The organism is Acinetobacter sp. NigerLNRRAM0016 (genome assembly GCF_054112845.1).
Genome location: NZ_JBSYVT010000006.1, coordinates 54,980 through 76,054, shown reverse-complemented (window position 1 = coordinate 76,054; position 21,075 = coordinate 54,980). Strand labels below are relative to the sequence as shown.

At 42.1% G+C, this 21,075-nt stretch carries 21 protein-coding genes; 4 read left to right on the top strand and 17 right to left on the bottom strand.

What is annotated here, in order from left to right; genetic code table 11:
• Position 1: 1 nt before the first annotated feature.
• The gene (locus ACWQ4X_RS06085) at positions 2–157 is read left to right on the top strand and encodes a DUF2256 domain-containing protein (protein WP_457903078.1); all 156 of its coding nucleotides are present in this window, start codon (positions 2–4) and stop codon (positions 155–157) included.
• 60 nt (positions 158–217) lie between these two features.
• Here the strand turns inward: ACWQ4X_RS06085 and ACWQ4X_RS06080 are convergent, their stop codons facing one another.
• Positions 218–466 (bottom strand): TIGR03643 family protein, encoded by a 249-nt coding sequence (locus tag ACWQ4X_RS06080; protein ID WP_161934316.1) that lies wholly within the window; start codon positions 464–466, stop codon positions 218–220.
• Between the two features lie 220 nt (positions 467–686).
• Between ACWQ4X_RS06080 and ACWQ4X_RS06075 the strand changes: the two genes are divergently transcribed.
• Genes ACWQ4X_RS06075 through ACWQ4X_RS06065 form a run of 3 tightly spaced genes read left to right on the top strand, consistent with a single transcriptional unit; the run spans position 687 to position 2,446 of the window.
• Positions 687–1,259, top strand: coding sequence for a nuclear transport factor 2 family protein (locus tag ACWQ4X_RS06075; protein ID WP_457903077.1), 573 nt, complete (start codon positions 687–689; stop codon positions 1,257–1,259).
• On the top strand, positions 1,232–1,732 hold the full coding sequence (locus ACWQ4X_RS06070; protein ID WP_142768413.1) for a chalcone isomerase family protein: 501 nt from the start codon (positions 1,232–1,234) through the stop codon (positions 1,730–1,732). The genes ACWQ4X_RS06075 and ACWQ4X_RS06070 overlap by 28 nt, the downstream gene beginning before the upstream one ends.
• Positions 1,733–1,750: 18 nt before the next feature.
• The gene (locus ACWQ4X_RS06065) at positions 1,751–2,446 is read left to right on the top strand and encodes a response regulator transcription factor (protein WP_457903076.1); all 696 of its coding nucleotides are present in this window, start codon (positions 1,751–1,753) and stop codon (positions 2,444–2,446) included.
• Here ACWQ4X_RS06065 and ACWQ4X_RS06060 read toward each other — a convergent pair.
• From ACWQ4X_RS06060 to ACWQ4X_RS05985, 16 genes are all read right to left on the bottom strand, one after another.
• Positions 2,443–3,768: a sensor histidine kinase gene (locus tag ACWQ4X_RS06060; RefSeq protein WP_457903075.1), complete on the bottom strand. Its 1,326-nt coding sequence runs from the start codon at positions 3,766–3,768 to the stop codon at positions 2,443–2,445. The genes ACWQ4X_RS06065 and ACWQ4X_RS06060 overlap by 4 nt on opposite strands.
• 26 nt (positions 3,769–3,794) lie before the next feature.
• Positions 3,795–4,847: an SAM-dependent methyltransferase gene (locus tag ACWQ4X_RS06055; RefSeq protein ID WP_457903074.1), complete on the bottom strand. Its 1,053-nt coding sequence runs from the start codon at positions 4,845–4,847 to the stop codon at positions 3,795–3,797.
• A gap of 8 nt (positions 4,848–4,855) precedes the next feature.
• Positions 4,856–5,635 carry a DUF1295 domain-containing protein gene (locus ACWQ4X_RS06050; RefSeq protein WP_457903073.1) on the bottom strand — a complete coding sequence of 260 codons (780 nt, stop codon included), beginning with the start codon at positions 5,633–5,635 and terminating at the stop codon, positions 4,856–4,858.
• Positions 5,636–5,662: 27 nt separating this feature from the next.
• Positions 5,663–6,862: a class I SAM-dependent methyltransferase gene (locus tag ACWQ4X_RS06045; protein ID WP_457903072.1), complete on the bottom strand. Its 1,200-nt coding sequence runs from the start codon at positions 6,860–6,862 to the stop codon at positions 5,663–5,665.
• Positions 6,863–6,868: 6 nt separating this feature from the next.
• Positions 6,869–7,654: a DUF1365 domain-containing protein gene (locus tag ACWQ4X_RS06040; RefSeq protein ID WP_457903071.1), complete on the bottom strand. Its 786-nt coding sequence runs from the start codon at positions 7,652–7,654 to the stop codon at positions 6,869–6,871.
• Positions 7,655–7,675: 21 nt separating this feature from the next.
• Complete coding sequence (locus ACWQ4X_RS06035) at positions 7,676–8,941, bottom strand: NAD(P)/FAD-dependent oxidoreductase (RefSeq protein WP_457903070.1); 1,266 nt, start codon at positions 8,939–8,941, stop codon at positions 7,676–7,678.
• The gene (locus tag ACWQ4X_RS06030) at positions 8,938–9,918 is read right to left on the bottom strand and encodes an acyl-CoA desaturase (protein ID WP_457903069.1); all 981 of its coding nucleotides are present in this window, start codon (positions 9,916–9,918) and stop codon (positions 8,938–8,940) included. Before ACWQ4X_RS06030 ends, ACWQ4X_RS06035 begins: the two co-directional genes overlap by 4 nt.
• Before the next feature lie 125 nt (positions 9,919–10,043).
• Positions 10,044–10,604 (bottom strand): lipocalin family protein, encoded by a 561-nt coding sequence (locus ACWQ4X_RS06025; RefSeq protein ID WP_457903068.1) that lies wholly within the window; start codon positions 10,602–10,604, stop codon positions 10,044–10,046.
• 308 nt (positions 10,605–10,912) lie between these two features.
• Positions 10,913–11,620, bottom strand: a complete 708-nt coding sequence (locus tag ACWQ4X_RS06020; RefSeq protein ID WP_457903067.1) for an ABC transporter ATP-binding protein — start codon at positions 11,618–11,620, stop codon at positions 10,913–10,915.
• Positions 11,613–12,836, bottom strand: a complete 1,224-nt coding sequence (locus ACWQ4X_RS06015; protein WP_457903066.1) for an ABC transporter permease — start codon at positions 12,834–12,836, stop codon at positions 11,613–11,615. Before ACWQ4X_RS06015 ends, ACWQ4X_RS06020 begins: the two co-directional genes overlap by 8 nt.
• Positions 12,833–14,056, bottom strand: a complete 1,224-nt coding sequence (locus ACWQ4X_RS06010; protein ID WP_457903065.1) for an efflux RND transporter periplasmic adaptor subunit — start codon at positions 14,054–14,056, stop codon at positions 12,833–12,835. The genes ACWQ4X_RS06015 and ACWQ4X_RS06010 overlap by 4 nt, the downstream gene beginning before the upstream one ends.
• A 285-nt stretch (positions 14,057–14,341) precedes the next feature.
• Entirely contained in the window at positions 14,342–15,541 is a 1,200-nt protein-coding gene (locus ACWQ4X_RS06005; RefSeq protein ID WP_457903064.1) for an MFS transporter, read from the bottom strand.
• A gap of 709 nt (positions 15,542–16,250) precedes the next feature.
• Positions 16,251–17,309, bottom strand: coding sequence for a 2,3-butanediol dehydrogenase (locus ACWQ4X_RS06000; RefSeq protein WP_457903063.1), 1,059 nt, complete (start codon positions 17,307–17,309; stop codon positions 16,251–16,253).
• 21 nt (positions 17,310–17,330) lie between these two features.
• Positions 17,331–18,116 (bottom strand): acetoin reductase, encoded by a 786-nt coding sequence (locus ACWQ4X_RS05995; protein ID WP_457903062.1) that lies wholly within the window; start codon positions 18,114–18,116, stop codon positions 17,331–17,333.
• 11 nt (positions 18,117–18,127) lie between these two features.
• On the bottom strand, positions 18,128–19,528 hold the full coding sequence (gene lpdA, locus ACWQ4X_RS05990; protein WP_457903061.1) for a dihydrolipoyl dehydrogenase: 1,401 nt from the start codon (positions 19,526–19,528) through the stop codon (positions 18,128–18,130).
• An 11-nt stretch (positions 19,529–19,539) separates the two neighbouring features.
• Entirely contained in the window at positions 19,540–21,075 is a 1,536-nt protein-coding gene (locus ACWQ4X_RS05985) for a 2-oxo acid dehydrogenase subunit E2 (protein ID WP_457903060.1), read from the bottom strand.

The window sequence follows — 21,075 nt, the reverse complement described above, 5'->3', positions numbered from 1 at the left end:
TATGAAAAAACAACATTTACCCGAAAAGATATGTGCCTATTGCCAGCGCCCTTTTCTTTGGCGCAAAAAGTGGCAACGTTGTTGGAATGAGGTGAAGTATTGCTCCGAAAGATGTAAACGCCATGCCCGTACAAAAAGTAAATCTGCCACCTCATAATTACAATGAAAGCTGTCAAGATCTTGAATGTCTACGATATATAAATCATTTCCGCTTAACTTAAGCCTGTTTATACTGACGTGAACAGTAAGCTCGGCTAATTTCAGGTGATCGTAACTGTTGATGTTTGCTTTTACGCCCTGCCATACGTTTGCGCCATAATTTAAAACTGCCCGCTTTTAAATTCTGCCGCATCAAACGTACAACTGCAGCTTCATTTAAACCATACTCACGCGCAATCGCTTCAAAAGGCGTCCGATCTTCCCACGCCATTTCAATAATTCTAGACAAATCCTGTTCCACAAACATATTCACTCTATCCCCTTTTTTTAAATGCCAAATGTTTAACCTAGACCGTTTCAAAACCACTTGATTCAGTCTGTATCACATCTATGCTCTAGGGTGAATCATAGAAAATTGAACATGAATTTTTTGTGATGATTTCTTTTTGAAATTTATTTTAGCGACAAAATTTTTCACGTTCACTTCACATCACTTTACTTACATTAAATAAAAACAATGGAAGAGTGTGATGAAAATTTTTACAACACTAATGACCACTGTGGTGACTGTGCTGGGACTCTCTGCCTGCAAAAGTCTTCCGAGTTATAGCCAAGACTACACTCAAGCAGATCAGAATATCCAAGGGATTAACTTAAATGATGAACAAGCTCACGAGATAGGCACTCGTTTTGTCGCGGCATTCAATACATTGGGAACGTCAAAGTTTGTGACTCAAGCGAGTAGTCTCTATGCAGATCAGTTATATATTAATGATACGCTGTCTCAATTTTCTAACAAACAAGACCTGATTCAGCATTTTGAAGGCATGAATAACCGCGTCAGCAATGTCAGCGTAAAATTAATCAGTGCAACACATCATGAAGATTCAGCCTATATTCATTGGTATATGGCTTATGATTTCAAGATGTTTGGACGTAGTAAAACTATGGCATCTTATGGCATTAGTGAAATCAAGATTAATGCAAAGCAACAAATCATTTTCCAGCAAGATTACTGGGATCCTGCCAATGGTCTGTATCGTTCATTACCTGTTTTTGGAGGGGCTTACAAATGGGTCTTACCATTCAAAAAATCTTGATGAGCTTGGTCGGCGCGACAACATTCATGGTCAGTCTATCGACTAATGCGACCAGTCTAGATAAATGCAACAGCGCCCCGCTGATTGTGACCAAAAAAAATGTCGGTAGGGTGAGCTATTTCGCAACCAATTGTCAAAAATCTTGGGAAAAACAGACCATACGCCTAGATTTTAACTATAACCACGACATTCCAGAATGGGCATTTAAGCAGGCTGCATCCTATTTCTTAAAGAAAAATGTGGCCGGCTTTAATGAAAACTCACAGTTAAACCATATTACTCAACTCTATCAGCCAGTGAAACAGGGCGATTTGTACAGCCTCTACTATCAACATGAAAATCAAATACTTGAATTAAAATTGAATCAAAAAAAGTTAGGTGCAATACGTGATCCGAATGCCAACCAATATTTTAAAATCTGGTTTGGCACTGCCCCTTTTAATGCTAAATTAAAGCAACAATTATTAAATTAATCGGCAATTTTTTAGCATATGAGTAATCACTTTATCCTCATGGTGGAGGATCATTTCGAACTTGCGGCAACAGTATGCGAGTTTTTAGAAGCACATGGCTATGTGATTGATCATGCACGCAACCTAGATGCGGCTAAAACATTCCTCAAATCACAGCACTACAACTTATTATTATTGGATATTAATTTACCCGATGGTTCAGGATATGACCTATGCGAGTGGATTCGCAATCAGCAAAATTTAGATATTCCTGTACTTATGCTCACAGCACGTGACACACTGGATGACAAACTCAAAGGTTTTGCAGCAGGCACAGATGATTATCTGGTTAAACCCTTCGATTTTAATGAACTGGTGATGCGTATTCGTGCCCTCATTAAACGTGCTTTGGGTGAAGTCGCCAATCAGAAGTTGCAAATACATGATCTGGTGCTGGATAGTGCCACACAGACCGTCTCACGTGCGGGGCAAAGCATAGAACTGCCGCCCATTCAGTTCAAACTCCTGAAAATTTTGATGCGCAACTCACCTAAAGTGATTACCAAACAAGAGATCATGATTGAATTATGGGGCGATGAAGAACCCGAAAGTGATGCCCTACGCAGTCATATTTATAACCTGCGTAAAATGATCGACAAACCATTTTCACAGAAACTATTGCATACAGTTTCAGGGGTCGGTGTAAAAATTTCGATGGAGTCTGAAGAATATTAATAAAAATAAACCACCACAATCAAACCCGTACTCACAGCTAAATTCAGTTCGGGATGCACAGACAAATAATATTCCCGATCGAACAATTCCACGCGCCAACCGAGCTGTTTACACAGTTTCTCGACCAGTTGTAAGCCAATACCGTGCCCTTTAATTTCAAAATCGAGTTGAGAACTATTTAACTCTTGTACTTTGACATCATTCGGCAAATTGATTCCAATGCCATTGTCCGCAATCAACAGACTATGCTTCTGCTGAATGATCTGAATGTCTGATCCTTGCGAATAATTCAGTGCATTTCTGAGAATATTACTCAGCACCATTTTGGTCATGGAAGGATAAAGATTCCGAAGCTGCTCAGATGGATCCTGTTGCACATCCATCCGGATACTCTTGCTTTGACTTACTGCTTGTAATGAATCGACTAAATCTTCAATAATTTCAGACAATAGCATCTGTTCTGATGCCAAATGTTGCGTTGTATTTCGGGCAATTGCCAACAACGTATCAACCAAAAGCTGCATATCATCAATGGTGTTATTTAAGCGGGTAAAAACCTTATCTTGCCCATATCGTGCCTGACAGAGCTGCACATTGCCTTTTAAAATGGTGAGTGGTGTGCGCAACTCATGACTGACATCACCCGTGAACTCACGTTCGCGTTGAATAAACTCACTCAGCACTTGATGATATTTTTCGAGTGCCTGCTTCAAATATTCCGCTTCCATATTGCCATTGGTATTAATATCTTGAAATGGAGAGGCTTGCGTATTGTGATGTGCCCAATCAATATGTTCCAAGGCATTTGCGAGCCGAGTAATAGGAGAAAAATAGCGTTTGGCACGGCGATTTGACCACCATAGAAAACTGTAAAGAATAAATAGGCTGAACATGAGTGGCGCCAACCCAAACAACCAGACCAGCTTATTGACATTGCTTTCACCAAAGACCAGTAAAACATGCTGTCCATTTTGCTCACCATAAACGGTCATACGTTCTTTACCATCCACCCAGATTCGATGCACACCTAAATTTAAGGACAAATTCTGAAACTGTTCAGGTGGAGTACTGCTGGTCCAGCGATAACCGTAAAGGTTTTTAGTATCAGGTAGATCTGCTTGGGGATCACGCTCTACCCTTGACCAGTAATGTGCCATTTCTTGTTCTAATGCGGTCTTTAATAATGAACCTTTAATCACCCAAGCACTACAGCCAATTCCAATAATAATCGACAGCGCAATCAGCCCAATTTGCAACCAGTAATAACGATTGAAAATTTCAGTTAAAGCATGTTTTTGAAAGTGTGCTTGGGATTTCTGCATATAATTTCCCTAGATCAGTTACCACTTCATCCAGTGGTCTTTTTGTGAAATAAGAAATGACCAATGACCCATTCCTGACCCTGCTCAAACCCAAATAATTCAGCACAGGCCATGAAAAAGATGCGCCAGCGTTGCCACCAAGCATCAGCCTCTTTGCCATATGTTTGCTCAAAAATAGGTTTAAGCGCTATTGCATGTGCATCCATATTTTCTAACCAAGCATTGGCTGTTCTTTCATAATGTTGACCCGACCACTGCCAATGCTGTTCCAGTTCTAAATGTTCTTGGAAATGTAAAAAAGTGGATACTGAAGGCATAAGCCCACCAGTAAAGAAATATTTAGACATCCAGTCATATTCAGACTTAATTTCAAACGGATAGTGCAAGAAACGGTGACAGAAGATATGACACCACAATAAACCATCTGGCTTGAGCCACCCATTAATTTTTTCAAACAGTCGCTGATAATTTCGAACGTGCTCAAACATTTCGACTGAAACGACCCGAGCAAACTGTTGATGACTCAGCTCCAAAACATTCACATCACACGTGAGCACCTCAATATTCAACAGCCCACGAATTCTTGCCTGCTTTAAAATATGTTCACGTTGTGTTTTGGAATTAGAAACTGCGGTAATCAGCGCATTCGGGTAACGCTCAGCCATCCATAAAGTGAATGATCCCCAACCACAGCCGAGTTCCAAAATGTGTTGACCGTCTTGCAGCTTGGCGCGTTCACTATATAGCTGCAAGGCAAACTCTTCCGCCTGATCCAATGTGGTCGTGTCATGGGGAAAATAACAGGCACTGTATTTTAGGCGTCTACCGAGCACTGCCTGAAAAAATTGCGTCGGCAATTCATAATGTTGCTCATTGGCTTTCTCGGTTTCTATCGCAATTTCACTCTGCTTAAGCATATTCAGCACATCCATATGACGCTGTGCTGCCTGCTCAGGATCATAACGCCCCTCTTGAATCAGACGTTTTTTACTTAGGCCACGAATGGCTGCGCGAATGGCTTGATCTGGAATAAAACCACTTTCGACCAGCTTTAATGATTTTTGAATTATATAATCCATGTGCGTACCTACTTTTTGGGTTTCCACGGAATGAACATTGATGTTCGTTGTTGGTAATCGAGATAATTCTGTCCGCGATTCTTAAGTGCTTGTTGTTCGCTAAACGGAATACCCGTGATGTAATACAAAAACAACCACATCAACACGGGATAAATCCATAATAAATAGAGTCCTGCTGCCAACCCCAAAATGGGATAAACAAACCAATGCATCCATTCAAAAAAATAGTTGGGATGGCGCGAGTAACGCCACAGCCCCTGATCCATGGTTAAACCACGATGTTGCGGTTGCTGTTTAAAGCGATAGAGCTGCTGATCTGCAATGCTTTCCCCTACAAAAGCCAGAATTAGGATGATTGCAGCTACAGCCAAATACATAGGATAAGCCGAACTCCAATCTTGTTGTGGCGTAGTCAACAGTGTCCACATCGGCACGTAGAATAAGAGAGCTAGACCAGCCTGAAAAATAAAAAACAGCAGAAATCCAAGATGCTGAAATTTACCCATGGCACGGCGCATATTGGCATAACGTGTATCCTCCTGTTCTTCGGCAAGATAACGTCTTAACAAATGGGCACACAATCGGATAAACCACAAACCACTGAAAATGCCAATGAACAGGCGGATCGGTACGGGAGCAACATCAACCAAAATCGCGGTCAGGATAATATTTAAAGCTAAGCAAGCGCTCCAAGCGACATCCACGATACCGACACGTCGATTCAAGGTTGCCCAAACCCAGCAACACAACATAATCACAAGGTTCAGGATCGCGAGTTGAACAAACATCATCTTCCCCTATCTTGATCTGCGGAATTAGTAACTGCTGGCTTCAAACAACATATGTACATCGCTAATCACGCCCTCTTTAAAGCCGCCTTCGCAATAACATAAATAGAAGTCCCACATCCGAATAAACTGTTCATCAAAACCGAGCTGTAAAACCTGTTGTTTCGCATTCAAGAAACGCTCACGCCAATGATGAATGGTCTGCGCATAACTCAGTCCAATATCATCCAACTGTTTCAATCTTAACTTTTGTTCTGAGGCACTTTGGGTGAGCACGCTAATACAAGGGATTAAGCTACCTGGGAAAATATAGCGCTTGATGAAATCAACCGTTTTGAGTGCTTTTTCATAGCGTGCATCTTCGATGGTAATGGCTTGAATCAGTGCCAGACCCTGTGGTTTAAGCAACTCGCGACACTTTTTAAAATAGGTCGGAAGATACTGCTCACCCACGGCTTCAATCATTTCAATGGAAACTAATTTGTCGTATTTACCTTCCAGTAAACGGTAATCTTTGAGCTGAACATCGACGCGGTGGCTTAAACCCGCCACCTGAACACGCGCCACCGCTTCATTGTATTGCGCCTGAGAAATGGTGATGGTGGTAACTTTACAGCCATAATGCTGAGCCGCATAGATGGCAAAACCACCCCATCCGCTGCCAATTTCCACCAGATGATCAAGAGGTTTAAGTTGTAGTTTTTGACAGATCAACTCTTTCTTCAATTCCGATGCCGCTTCAAGTGACATCTCGGCTTGTTGATACACCGCACTGGAGTACATCATGGATTCATCAAGAAAGAGTTTAAAAAAATCATTACTTAAATCATAGTGTTCCGCAATATTTTTACGGCTGCCACTGAGCGTATTTCTGCGGCTTTTGTACCAGTTTTTCAGCACAAACTGGCTCAACTGTGCCACAGCATTTTGATTGATTTTATCTAGGACATCGCGATTACGTGCCAAAATCTGAATCAGCTCGACCAGATCATCACTTTTCCAGTCACCGCGAATATAACCTTCAGCAGCACCTAACACACCCTGTTTGAAGATAAGCTGCATGACTTCTGGATTGTGCACCTCAACCACCGCATGCAAATCTGAAACTTCTCCGACCGTACCATTCCACACGCCACGAAAACTGATTTGCCCATGACGTAATTTCAGTAAACTTCTGAGTAAAAATGGCAGCGAAGCTTGCTCACCATAAAGAAATGCTTTCATCATGATATGTTAATCCTTATTTTTCTTCGGATGCCGATAAAACGGCACCTTTTTCCACCATAACTTAAATGCTTGCACATAGATTGAAGCCATCATTTTTAAAGGTTCTAAACTATATCTGAGAGCATAATAATGTTGCTGTGAAGGAAATGTGATGGGACACAAACGAAAACGCATAGTGGCATCAAATATCTGTTTTTGTTGTTCAAACAGTTGCATGTGAATCACATTCAGTGAGTCTGAAAAGTTAAACCGCCAGCGATAATCCAACTCCATGGGCATGAACGGCGAGACATGAAATGATTTCTCAAAACAGAACTCGTAGCCCTTAAAATCCCCATGTGCTTGCAGCGGCTGTCGACAATCATGTAGATAGACTTTGCGTTCATTCCAAGGCGTATTGGTGATTTCACTCAAAATAAAAATAGGCTGCTCATGTTGCGAATCAAAAATGAAATAAAACACCACTGAATTGAAGCGAAAGCCCAGACAGCGCGGCAAAGCCAGAATACGAATCTGCCAATCCTGCAATAACTCAACCTCGGCTTGCTGAGCCAGCACCTGCTCGACTTTTTGTCTGAGACTGCCCTGATAGTCGGTTAAGAAATCCGCACTATATAAATTCAGGATATTCCAGTGATGCGCAGACCAAAACAGCGATTGAGCTGCAAGGCGTTCAAGTTGATCAGGATCAAACCACAAGTAATTCAACTTAGCTTCAAATGCATGAGCCTTCGGCATATAGCGCCGATGACGGATGCTGGCCTCGGCAATTGCAAGCGGCGTATTCAACATCTATCAGCTCCATGACTCATATCAAGATAATTTCGCTAAATAATCAACAACACGTGCCGCACTGCGAGCACCATCTTCATGAAAGCCCCAGCCCCAATAAGCACCACAATAAGCAGTACGATTCAGCCCCTGCAACTCCTGCCAACGTGCTTGAGCTTGAATTGCTTTTTGGTCAAATACAGGATGACGATAATGTCGTTGTACCAAGACTTTGTCAGGGTCAAGTTTCAGATTCGGATTTAACGTGGCAAAAATTTGAGTTTTACATTGCAGATTCTGCAAATTATTCATCCAGTAGCTAAAACTATATTGTGTGACCGCTAAATCTACGCCAGCTTCTTCATCTGCTGTGACATGGACATGCCAACTCGCCCATTGTGAGCGTTGCCTCGGCATAATTGAGCTATCATGGTGAACAACCATGTGATTATTTTGATAATCAAAGTTTTGTAGAATCTCTCGTTCTAAATCCGTCGCATCTTCCAATAATTGCAACGTATCATCGGCATGACTGGCAAAAACAACCCAATCAAAGGTATGTAAACCTGCATCTGTTTTTACTTCGACACGATCGGAATGTCGGCTGACGCTATGCACTTCCAGATGTTCCCACTGAATACTCGGGCATTGCTGCCGAATTGCCTGAATATAGCGATTTGAGCCATTTTTGACAGTTTGCCATTGTGGTCTTGCCTTTAACTGCAACATACGATGATGCTGGAAAAAACTCACCACAAACTTATAAGGAATTTGTCCAACTTGATCGACTGGGGTTGACCACAAGGCACCACACATGGGATAGAGATGCTCGTGCCGAAACTCTTCTGAGTAGTGATGTTGGTTTAAATAACTTTCGATAGTCAGTTCAGCATCACAATCCATTACGGATTGGTCTTTATTCTCTTGATAGAAGCGATATAAGTCTAACAACATGCGCCGAAATTTTTGATTTAAAAAGTTTTGCGGACGCTGGAGTAATGACCATTTTTTTGAAGGGTTATATTGGAGTCCCGTCACAACATTATTGACTGAAAAACTCATATCGCTGCTTTGTTTCTCTACCCCGAGTTGTGCCAACATTTCACTAAACAATGGGTAGTTAAAATCATTAAATACAATAAAGCCACTGTCTACAGCAAGAGTCTGACCTTCAATCTGAAAATGATGCGTATCAGTATGCCCACCAAAATAACTATTTTTTTCAAAGATTGTGACTTGATGCTGTGCTGATAATTTCCATGCCGCATAGAGTCCAGAAATACCCGAGCCAATAATCGCAATCTTCATGAAAAATCTTCCTTTTTAAATTTTTTTGGATGGATGTAAATAGATGATACCTTTCGATGACTGGCTGCATAGACTCGTGCAGGAATAGGTTTTAAGCCCCAAACCAAACCCATCCAAGACATCACTTTTAAAAGGTAATAAGTCACATCGATTTGCCACCAATAGAACCCTTGTCGGGTACTCCCCGCATAGTAATGATGGTTGTTATGCCACCCTTCACCGAGAGTAATAATCGACAGGAAAAAGTTATTACGGCTCTGATCTTTAGTATCAAAATCGCGAGAACCATATACATGTGCGAGGGAGTTAATACAGAGCGTGGCATGAATCAACAACACGGTTGAAATGACAAAACCCCACACCAGTAATTGCGGTCCAGAAGTTGCGAACTGCGGATAGGCTGCGGCCAGCCATTCTCCTAAGCCATAAATAGCCGCTGCCGTAACTAAAACCACGGGAAGGCTAAATCGGTCCAACCAAATCAACTCTGGATACTTCAACCAATCTTTCACCACTTCTTTGCGGATGGTGAAATTCTGATCATTCAAAAACCAGCCGACATGGCTATACCAAAATCCATGGGTAGAAGAATGCGGATCCTGTTCGGTATCGGTAAATCGATGATGATAACGATGATGTGCTGCCCACCATAGAGGACCACGCTGTGCGCTCATGGTGCCAAATAAAATAAACGCAAACTGGACAACACGCGAAGTTTGAAAGGTTTTGTGGGATAAATAGCGATGAAAAAATGCCGTGATGGCGAACATTCGGATCAGATAAAACCCCAACATAAACAACACTGCAAATTTAGACACCCCCACCCAAAACACCGCAAAACAGGCAAGATGCAATACAATGAATGGCAAAATACGCAACCATTGGATGTTTAAGTCTTTTGGACTGTCTGGCTGCACTGTTTGAGTTTTGACATCACCCGACCAGCTATCCATCCAGCGTAGAAAAAATTTGAACATTGTTTCTTCCGCATTTTGAGTTTTTATATTTGCCTTTCATTTTATGTAGCAGCATATGAAATTTATGTGAAGTTCACCGTCAAGTTTGTTTGGGCACCAGAAAAATCACCCGTGAATTTCGCGCGTTATTTTGGATGAGTTGTTCTTTGCAATTTAGTCACATCATAACTATATTGACGTGCCGTTTGTAAGTAAGATTGGTAGGTCGCTTCGTCAATTTGTGGGTTGCGCGACAAGATCCATAAATATTTATGGCTAGGTCCCCCGACCAGTGCAACCTTATATTCAGGATCGACTCTTAAAATCCAATAATCCCCTTTGGTAAAAGGAATCCATCTTAAGCCCGCAGGTAAAAAACTGACCTTTAACTGGCTCATACCAGTATTTTGCGGATAAGCGACACCCTGAGATGAAATCATTTCACCTGTTTTGGTACGACAGCTATTCAAGACAGCGACTGTCTTATCTGAGTGAAGCGTATAATTTGCTGTGGTGTTACTGACACAATTGCGTTGAAAGTACATGGGCAAATGCGCGATTTCGTACCACTGCCCAGCATATTGATGAATGTCAATTTGACTAACAGCTTGCGGCTTTGACGTTTCAGCTTGGGTCGTCAATGATGCGAATAAACCAACACAGATAATTGCGGCGCAGCTTAGGGATGTTTTAAAGAAATTTTGCATTACTCAACCTATTCATCGTATTTTTTTCAAAATACACGACCCACTTGTGAACAAAGCGTGAATTATTTAATGTATTCATCACCATAGCTCAAAGCTTAAGCGATGAAGATTTTTTTAACTTTATTCAACACAGGCTCAATAGATTTAGGCTTGCCCTGAGAATTTCAGGAATCCGTGTAAAAACATCTATTTCAATTTAATATTTCTAATCATCGATTTATCTACTTGATAAGGAAAAACTCTCATATCGCTAAAAATATTTTTTTGAGCAGCTTCTACAGAAAAATAATCAAACTTTATGCTTAAATTCACTGATTTTTTGAATCATTCTGAATTTTCCCATCCACCAGATTAATGGTTCGGTCGCAGGTTGCAGATAACCGTGGATCATGCGTGACCAACAACACGGCACAGTCATGTTCACGATGTACTTTTCGAAATAATTCAAACATTTCAGCAGCCGTTTGAGTATCCAGATTGCCAGTTGGCTCATCCGCCAACAATAACGCAGGTTGAGTAATGAGTGCACGAGCGATCGCCACGCGCTGCTGCTGCCCCCCTGAAAGCTCATTCGGTTTACGATCCGCAAACTTTTCCAAGCCTACTGCGGCTAATAACTCATGTGCATAATCCAATGCAGATTTATCTGGCTTGCCCTGCTTCAACATTAATGGCATAAGCACATTATTTAAGGCAGTAAATGCTTGTATAAGATGATGGAACTGAAACACAAAACCAATGCTGTTACCGCGTAACGCAGTCCGTGCTGCATCCTCCATTTGGCTTGTGGCCTGACCCAACAAGTACAACTCACCACTACTAGGCTGATCTAATAAGCCTAGAATATTCAATAAGGTACTTTTACCTGAACCTGAAGGACCAATCAGCGCGGCAAAGTCATTCCGTTGAATACACAGGTCAATTCCATGTAATACCTCAACCTCATTCGGTTGCCCAACATTATAGGACTTTCGCAATGCTTCTAAACGTAGTACTTCCTCAGATGAATCAGACATGACGAATTGCCTCCACAGGATCGAGTGCAGCCGCCCGACGGGATGGTATTGCAGCAGCCAATATTCCCGTCATTGTCGCCAATAATAATGCCGATATGATGAGCTTGATTGAAATTGAAATATAAAACAAACCAGGTCCAAACTGATTAAATCCCCATATCAAACCATAACTCACCGCACTACCCAGCACCGAACCGAGCAAGCCAAATATTGCCCCCTGAAATAAGAAAACCCTTAAAATTTGTGATTGCGTCGCCCCTGTCGCACGCAAAATACCAATTTCCCGAGTACGTTGTACCACACTCACAGACATGACACTGGCAATGCCAAAAGCGACTGAAATCGCAACGAAAACGATAATCATATTGGTCGAAAGGCTCTGTGCAGTAATCGCATTCATCAACTGCGCATTGGTTTCAATCCAGCTTTCTGCTTTTAATGACGTCAAGCGTCCGACTTGAGCGGCGATTTGATCAGCCTGAAAAATATCGTGAATTGTAAGATCGATGACAGTGACCCCACCCGGCAAATTAAGTAAAGATTGCGCTTGCTTCAAATCCAGATACACATAGCGCGCATCCAATTCACGCACGCCCAATTCAAAGATTCCTGAGATATTGACCATGGCATTCTTTTGTTGCCCAGTATCCAGCCTTAATTTGCTCCCAACTTGCACGCCTAAATCTTTGGCCAATTGGCGTCCAATTAATACATTATCCGCGCTCACCTGTAATTGACCATTTACGATATATTGCTTTAACGGAATAATTTTTTGATAACGTTCAAGATTAATACCAACCAAGGCGACGGATTCAACTGCTTCTCCACGCTGTACGAATGCGGGTCCTGAGACCACTGGAGAAACCGCAGTCAATATGGGTAAATGATCTAGCGTTTCGGTAATCTGTTGCCAGTTATTAATTGAACGCAAGCGCTGCGCCCGCTTATCTTCCTGTAATAACAGTAGCGTTCCAGCTTGTGGCGGTACAATGTGATTCACCTCATCGGGTGAGAGCAGACGAATATGAGCCTGTGTTCCTAACGTACGTTCTACAATATTGGATTGTAAACCCTGAATTAAGGCGCTAATAAACACAATCACCGCTACACCTACGGCGACGCCAATAGTAATCATAATTGACTGGGTTCGACCTTCTCGCAAAAAACTGATTGCGATTGTCCACTCAGTCCAAAGTCGCCCTAAAAAGTTTTTCAATCGAATTTCACCGGTAATTCATTTTTGCTATCTGTCTGATCTGCTTGATTATGCAATACGCTTTGGGTTTGCTCTATGCGGACACGAGTCCCATCTTTAAGCTGTGATTCTGCATCAGCAAGGACTTGATCGCCCTCTTTCAATCCAGCAACAACTTCCGACATGACCAAACCGCGTAAACCTAATGTAATTTGGTGACGTTGTATTTTTCCTTCCCTAATCAAAATAACCGTGGCCTTATTTCCACTGATTGCGCTTAAGGCATCATTTGGAATGACCAAGGTCCGCTGGCGCTTGTTGGTTTCAACATTTACCGATACGGTCATGTCTTGACGTAAAAAATCAGGGACTGGATTAACAGTCAGTCGGACGTCTACTGTGCCACGCTGAGCATCAATACTTGGGGCAATAAAATTAATCTGCGCAGGAAATGGTCGATCTGGATAAGCATCCGCAGCAACCACGGCTTTTTGTTGCAAAGCGAGCAAGGGTAAATTGCGTTCATCAAAGGGCACTCGAATTTCAGTCGCGCCATCCAGTGCAATGGTGAAGAGTGTCTGGCTGGGTTGTACCAAATCCCCAGGCTCTACATTACGGGTTAAAACGGTACCATCGACTTCAGCACGAATTTTGGTCTTGGCGAGTTGAGCCTGTAACGCGGCCAGTCGTTCACGCAACATGGTCTCTTCAACATTACCTTTGGCTAAAGCTACGGCTTTTATTCGCGCTGATTCCAAATTATTACGTGCGACTCTTTCTGTCTCGAGTGATTTCTCGCGTTCCTCAGCCGACAATATGCCTAATTCTGTGCCTTTTCTCCGTGCTGCTTCTCGTTTGGCTTGTTCTAACTGCACTTTGGCATTCGCTAAATCGACTTCAGCTTGCGGACGTCTTGTCGTTGTGAGTTCCTTTAATTCGGCTTCTGCCTGCCGCACCTGCGCTGAGATTTCATCCGATTTCAGTATTAAAAGGACATCCCCACGGGAAACCCGATCTCCCTCTTGAACCCATCGTTCAAGGACAACGCCTGTAATTTCACTCCCAATCTGGGCTCGAGATACCGTCTCTACTCGTCCTGATGCGACCACTGTCTGAACGAGGGGGCTAGAGATTACTTGATAGCTCGGTAACAGAGGCCCCTGCCACCAGCGATAGGTAACAAAACCTATTAATAAAATAAGTAATATAATTATCAGAGACTTATAATGAGCTACACGCAATACTCTTCTCCAAATTCACTTCATCAATCAATATAAATCAAACCACATTGATTTTTGAGTTTTTACGTATCAGAATTTTTAGTAATCATTAATCTTTTCAATAAAATAGCTGTATTATTTTTTATATTCTAAATCTCTAAATCAATTAATTTAGTCCCTTTTATTGAGTAATTAGCTTAACTTATATTGCAGCCATCATATAGGTAAAAATTATCACATCAATAGTCTTAATATAAACTCTAAACTTTTGATCAACGCTATAAACAGCATAACCATATAACCCCACTATTTTTTCACTATTTTCAAAATTGGCTGCCAGCCCAATCCTATAAGTGCAATTACACAGAACATCGCGCCTGTATAGAATGTAAAAGATGCCCCGAGTCGATCCCATAACAGCCCAGCCAACACACTCGCTAGCAACATAGCCAATCCACTCACCAAGTTAAAAAATCCATACGCTGTTCCACGCAAGTCTTCTGGAGCAGTATCGGCAACCATGGTCGCCAGTAAACCTTGCGTCATTCCCATATGCACACCCCATAAAGCAACACCAGCCAACACAACACTCCAGTGATTGCTGATTGCCAACACTAGATCCGCCGCAATCAAAAATATGAGTCCAAGTGCCAATAATGCCTTGTGGCTCATATGATCGGATAACTTTCCAAATGGATAGGCAGATAAGGCATAGACGATATTCATCATCACCATGACCAAAGGTACGAATGCAACTGGAATGCCGCCTTGCTGCGCACGTAAAACCAAAAATGCCTCGCTAAATCGAGCCAAGGTAAACACTGCACCAATGCCTACTACCCACCAATAGGAAACACCCAAACGTTTCAAATTTTCCCGCTTGATCGGATTACTGCGTTTATTAGTCTGCGGACTATCTGGCTCACCTACGCCAAAGAGAAGTAACGCGACTGCCAGCAATCCTGGAATTACTGCCACCCAGAATACTGCGCGGAAATTGTTGTTCCAGATCAGCATCAAACCAACGGCAAGCAATGGACCGAGAAATGCACCAACTGTATCGAGAGACTGTCGCAAACCGAACGCTGCACCCCTTATTTGCGCAGGTACAATATCAGCCATCAAAGCATCTCGCGGAGCACCTCGAATTCCCTTTCCAGTGCGATCCAACAGTCGGGCTGTCAGTACTAAGCCTGTTGTAGAGGCAACAGCAAATAGTGGTTTAGTCAGCGCCCCCATGGCGTACCCGATCACAGCCAAGCTTTTACGCTTTCCAAGATAATCGCTAATCACCCCTGAAAATATTTTAATGATCAGTGCGGTGGCTTCAGCCAAACCCTCGATTAAACCAATTACGAGCGCACTAGCGCCGAGTGCCGTGACCATGAAGATTGGTAATAGGCTATGAATCATTTCCGAAGAAATATCCATCAGCATGCTGACAAAACCGAGTACCCATACACCTGCGGGTATTTTCTGCCGAGTACTTTGTGGAGGTATCGTCATAGTCAACATCCAGCGGTATCAATATTCCATAAATGAATATCGACACCTACAGTGATCTACAATAAAAACGATGGATTCAATCTTTGCAGTTGATGAAGGGTAAATTATTATTTTCAGGGAATGATCAGTCCCCTTAATTTCATAAGCTAAACCATAAAATCTTCAAGATCAATTGAGTTTGTGACTGGCTTTTAAAAATGATATACAGCCTAATGACTAAGACTAAATGCCTGAACTCATACTATTTTTACAAGATATTTCGCTATCCGTTATTCTTCTCCTAAAGCTTTAACTTGATCCATTTTTTATTTATCTACATTAAATAAGAACAAGTTTTGTAGATACTCTTTAGCTAAATAAAATAGCGAACAACTTTAGACGGGTACATCAGCGTGATGATATCAATATTGCGTATTTCGCCCCGTTACCTGTGTAACTGCTACTGACGGCGCAACATGCTCTGTTAATCGCCTTGATTGATCAACAAAGCAAAAGCATGTTCGAACTCTGAAATTTAAAACCCAATCACATCTTTATTTGAACAGGAAATTACTCAGGAAGGGCTTTTGAGTAGTTCTGGAAAATATTTTTATGATTACAAACAGTAAATTAATTCTAATTTTCAGAGTCTTAATCAACTTGATTTGAATAATGAAGACTAAACAAAATGCATAAATACAAATTGTTTAGCCTTATGCGAAACGTCAATTTAAGGATGAACAATAATCTTTACAGCCGATTCATTATTATGAATGAGCGTTTCAAATCCTTTCGAAACCAAATCATCCAGTGCAATACGCTGAGTAATAAATGGCTCCAGATTAATCTTGCCCTGCTCGACTAAACGAATCGTTTCTTGATGGTCATTCACATAAGCGATTGTGCCGCGAATATCTAATTCTTTCATCACTACACTATGCACATTTATGGTTGCTGGGTGACTCCAAATGGATACGATCACCACCACACCTGTAGGTTTCATCGCTGCAACCAATGTATCCATCACTTTATTGACGCTACTACATTCAAAAGCAACATCAACCCCACGATCTTCGGTAATTTTCATCACTTCAGTGACAACATCGACCTGTGATGGATCCAGTACATAATCTGCAACGCCAGCTTCAATCGCTTTTTCTTTACGTTTTGCACTGAGTTCAGTCATGATCACTGTAAGACCTTTGGCCTTTAAAATAGCAGAGAGTAGTAAGCCAATGGGTCCTGCTCCACCGACCAAAGCGACATCACCCGCTTTTGCTCCACTTCTCACATAGGCATGATGTCCAACAGATAAGGGTTCAATCAAGGCTGCCTGATCTAAAGGAATATCATTCGAAATAGGATGTACCCAACGTCGTTGAACAGCAATTTTTTCTGATAAACCACCACCACGTCCCCCCAGCCCAATAAAGTTCATGTTTTTAGACAAATGATAATTGTCATTTGGGCCAGTAGGCACATCGTCTGCAATGATATAGGGTTCAACTACGACATGTTGTCCAATTTGGATATCGTCTACACCCTCACCAACTGCATAAACTACGCCTGAAAATTCATGTCCCATTGTTACAGGTGCAGATTCTCCCGAAATTGGATGTGGATGACCACAAGGTGGAATAAAAATAGGGCCTTCCATGAATTCATGTAAATCTGTACCGCAAATACCGCACCATGCAACTTGAATTCCAACTGTGCCTGGAAGTACTTTCGGTTCAGGGATATCTTCAATTCGAATATCCCCTCGATCATAAAAACGAGCTGCTTTCATTGTGTATTCCTTATGTTGATATTAACGGTAAACCATTCCACCATCTGTCAAAATAGACTGACCTGTAATATAGTTTGCATCCTCGCTGGCTAAAAATGCAACTAATGCAGCCACGTCATCTGGTGTTTCAGCACGTCCTAAAGCAATACCATCTACATATTTTTTATACGTTTGACCAATTGGTGCACCTGTAATTTCAGAGAACCGCTGATCTATTTCGACCCACATGTCTGTACCAACAACACCCGGACAATAACTATTTACAGTAATTTCAACACTGGCATATTCTTTAGCCGCAGCTTGCGTCAATGCACGAACTGCAAATTTAGTTGCCGAATAAACACCGAGTAAAGCAAAGCCTTCATGACCTGCTATTGAGCATGCATTAATAATTTTTCCAGCCTGTTGGCGTTGTTTAAATTTATTTGCTGCGGCTTGAATCCCCCAAAGTACACCACCGACATTGATGTTCATAATTTGGTTAAATTCACTCGGCGTTACTTCTGCCAAAGCTTTGACTTGTGCAATACCTGCATTATTAATAATGATATCAAAACCATTAAGTGTCGATTCTGCATGATTAATAGCGTCACTGATTTGTATTGGATCTGAAATATCCGCAATAAATGTGGTGGCTTTTACGCCAAAGGCTTCAACCTCTTTTTGAACAGTATTTAACTTTTCTTGATGAAGATCGACCAAGGCAATATGAACACCTTCTTGTGCTAAACGTAAGGCAATACCACGTCCAATGCCTTGTGCCGCACCCGTAATTAAAGCAACTTTGTTGTTTAAACCTCTAGGCATGTTGCGACTCCTTAAATATGGATTGCACGTTGCATCGCCGACAAGACCGACTCATGCATCGCCTCAGACAAAGTAGGATGAGGGAAAATGACCTGCGCTAAGCTTTCATCTGTAGCTTCTAGGTATTTTGCAATCGCGAAACCTTGAATATGTTCTGTGACTTCATGACCCACCATGTGAGCACCTAACAATTCCCCTGTTTCTTGATTAAAAATAGTTTTGACAAAACCTGTGCTGTCGCCCAGTGCCAAAGCCTTGCCATTGGCTTGTAAAGGAAACTTGCCTACATTCAGCTTAAAACCAGCCTCTTTGGCTTTTTGCTCGGTCCAACCAATACTGGCCACTTGAGGATGGGTAAAAATACAGCCTGGAATTTGTGTACGATCTAAGGCATGTACATGACTCAGTCCTGCTATTTTCTCTACACATAGCATGGCTTCATGACTGGCTTTGTGCGCTAAACACGGAGCACCTGCAACATCTCCAATTGCATAAATGCCCACTACATTGGTTTTACACCATGAGTCGACTTTAATAAAACCATTCTCAAATTCAATTCCCAAAGCTTCTAGGCCAAGATTTTCAGCATTTGGTTTCACGCCAATAGCTGAAAGCACCTTTTCAACAGTAATGATTTGTACACCTGTGGCAGTTTCAATATGACAATGTACTTGAGCCTGATCAGTTTCTATTTTTTTTACAGTCGCTTCGGTTAAAACCTGCATACCCTGCTGTTCAAATTGCTTTTGTACATACTTCGCAACCTCAATGTCTTCGCTAGGAAGAATCTGCTTTGCAATATCAACCAAGGTGACTTGGCAGCCTAAGTCTTGGTATAGGCTTGCAAACTCACTGCCTATAGCACCCGAACCAATGACTAGTAAAGATTTTGGTAATTGTTCTGGAACTAAAGCCTCTTTATAACTCCAGACCTGATGGCCATCTACAGGAATATGAGGCAAATTGGCCGCACGTGCGCCTGTTGCGACAATAATATGCGGTGCAGAAATCTGCTGTTTTTGACCATTCGCATCTGTAAGCTCTAATTGCTCTTTGGCAATAAACTGGGCTGCTGCGTTAAAAACAGTGATTTGATTTTTTTTCAATAGTTGACCGATACCTTGCACCAGTTGCTCAGAAACCTGTCTGCTATGATGGACCAGTTTTTGAATATCAAAATCAATCGCGTTAAGCGTAAAGCCAAACTGCCCTGCATGTTTGAACTGCTGCGCAAGCACAGCCCCGCTCAATAATGCCTTGGTTGGAATGCATCCCCAATTAAGACATACTCCGCCTAAGTGTTGTTTTTCAACGATTGCCGTTTTTAATCCCAGTTGCGCTGCGCGAATCGCAGCGACATATCCTCCAGGACCAGCACCAATAACCACAAGATCAAATTGTGTATCTGACATAACTATTCCTCCTACACCAAAATTAATGCAGGATTTTCGACAAACTGCTTTAATGCCGATAAGAATTGAGCACCCAACGCACCATCAATGACACGATGATCACAAGACAATGTTGCGGTCACCATTTCACGAACAACAATCTCATCATTTTCAACGACAGCACGTTTCTCTGCTGCACCTAAGGCTAGAATTGCACCTTGAGGCGGGTTAATAATGGCATCAAACTGTTGAATACCAAGCATGCCTAAATTGGAAATACTGAAACTGCCCCCTTGAAACTCATCAGGTGCCAATTTTCCAGTTTTGGCACGTGTCGCCAGATCACGCATATCATTGGAAATTTGCGCCAAAGATTTACGGTTCGCTGCTTTAATAATTGGCGTGATCAGTCCATTTTCGATGGCTACAGCAACCGAAATATCAGCCTGTTCAAACTGTAAAATCTGCTGATTCTCTTCATCAAACTGAACATTAACTTGTGGAACTTTAATCAGTGCAGCAGCAGCAGCTTTAATCAGCATATCGTTAATGGACAGTTTGACTTGCGGTACAGTACTGTTAATTTGCTGACGCAAAACCTGAACCGACTCAACATTTAAGTCTATCGTTAAGCGAAAATGTGGTGCATTGCGTTTTGCCGCTTGTAGCCGTGCAGCGATTGCTTTACGCATACCATTCATAGCTACGGTGGTGAATTTTGCAGACTCTGTTGGATGCGCATACTCAGTATGTTGAGCTTGTACAGGATTTTCCCGTTGATATACAGCTTCAACATCTTCCTTACAGACTCGTCCACGTGAACCTGATGCGCGACAATCATGCAAATTAATGCCCCATTGTTTTGCCAAACGGCGGGCAACAGGTGTCGCTAGAACATAACTGTCATCTGCTTTAGATTTCGCGACTTTCGTGCTGGCTTGATGACGTACATCTGGCCAAGAACCACCAGCAGCTTGAACTGCGGCCTGAATATCTTGAACACTGATACGGCCTTCACGTCCAGAACCCGTAATCTGAGCCAAGTTTACATTATGCTTTTCAGCCAATTTCAAGGCATGTGGCGTTGCAAAAATATCATCGCTTTGTTGATAGCCTTGTAACGCAGCAGGAATAGAATATCCGCCCTGAGTCACCGCTTTTGATACATGACCAACACTGTTCTGTTTAGGAGCAGCTTGTACTTTGGTTTCAACTTGAGCTACAGCTACTTTTTCAGGAACCGCTGCTACCGCTTTATTTTCAGTTACAGCAGGTGTTCCACCTAAGGACTGTGCAAATGCTTCAACTTCTGCATCGGAAACTTGAGCGTCTGCACAAATTGCAATGACTCCTCCTACGACCAGCGTGTCACCATCTTTAGCAATAATTTTTCGTAGCAAGCCATCGAAAGGCGCTTCCAGAACATTGACGATTTTTGTGGTTTCAATTTCACAAATTTCCTGCCCTTTACTAAATTGCTCGCCTTCCTGAATCAGCCATTGAGCAATCGTGCCCTCTTCCATGGACAGACCCCATTTCGGGATTTCTAAGGTTTTAATTTCGCTCAT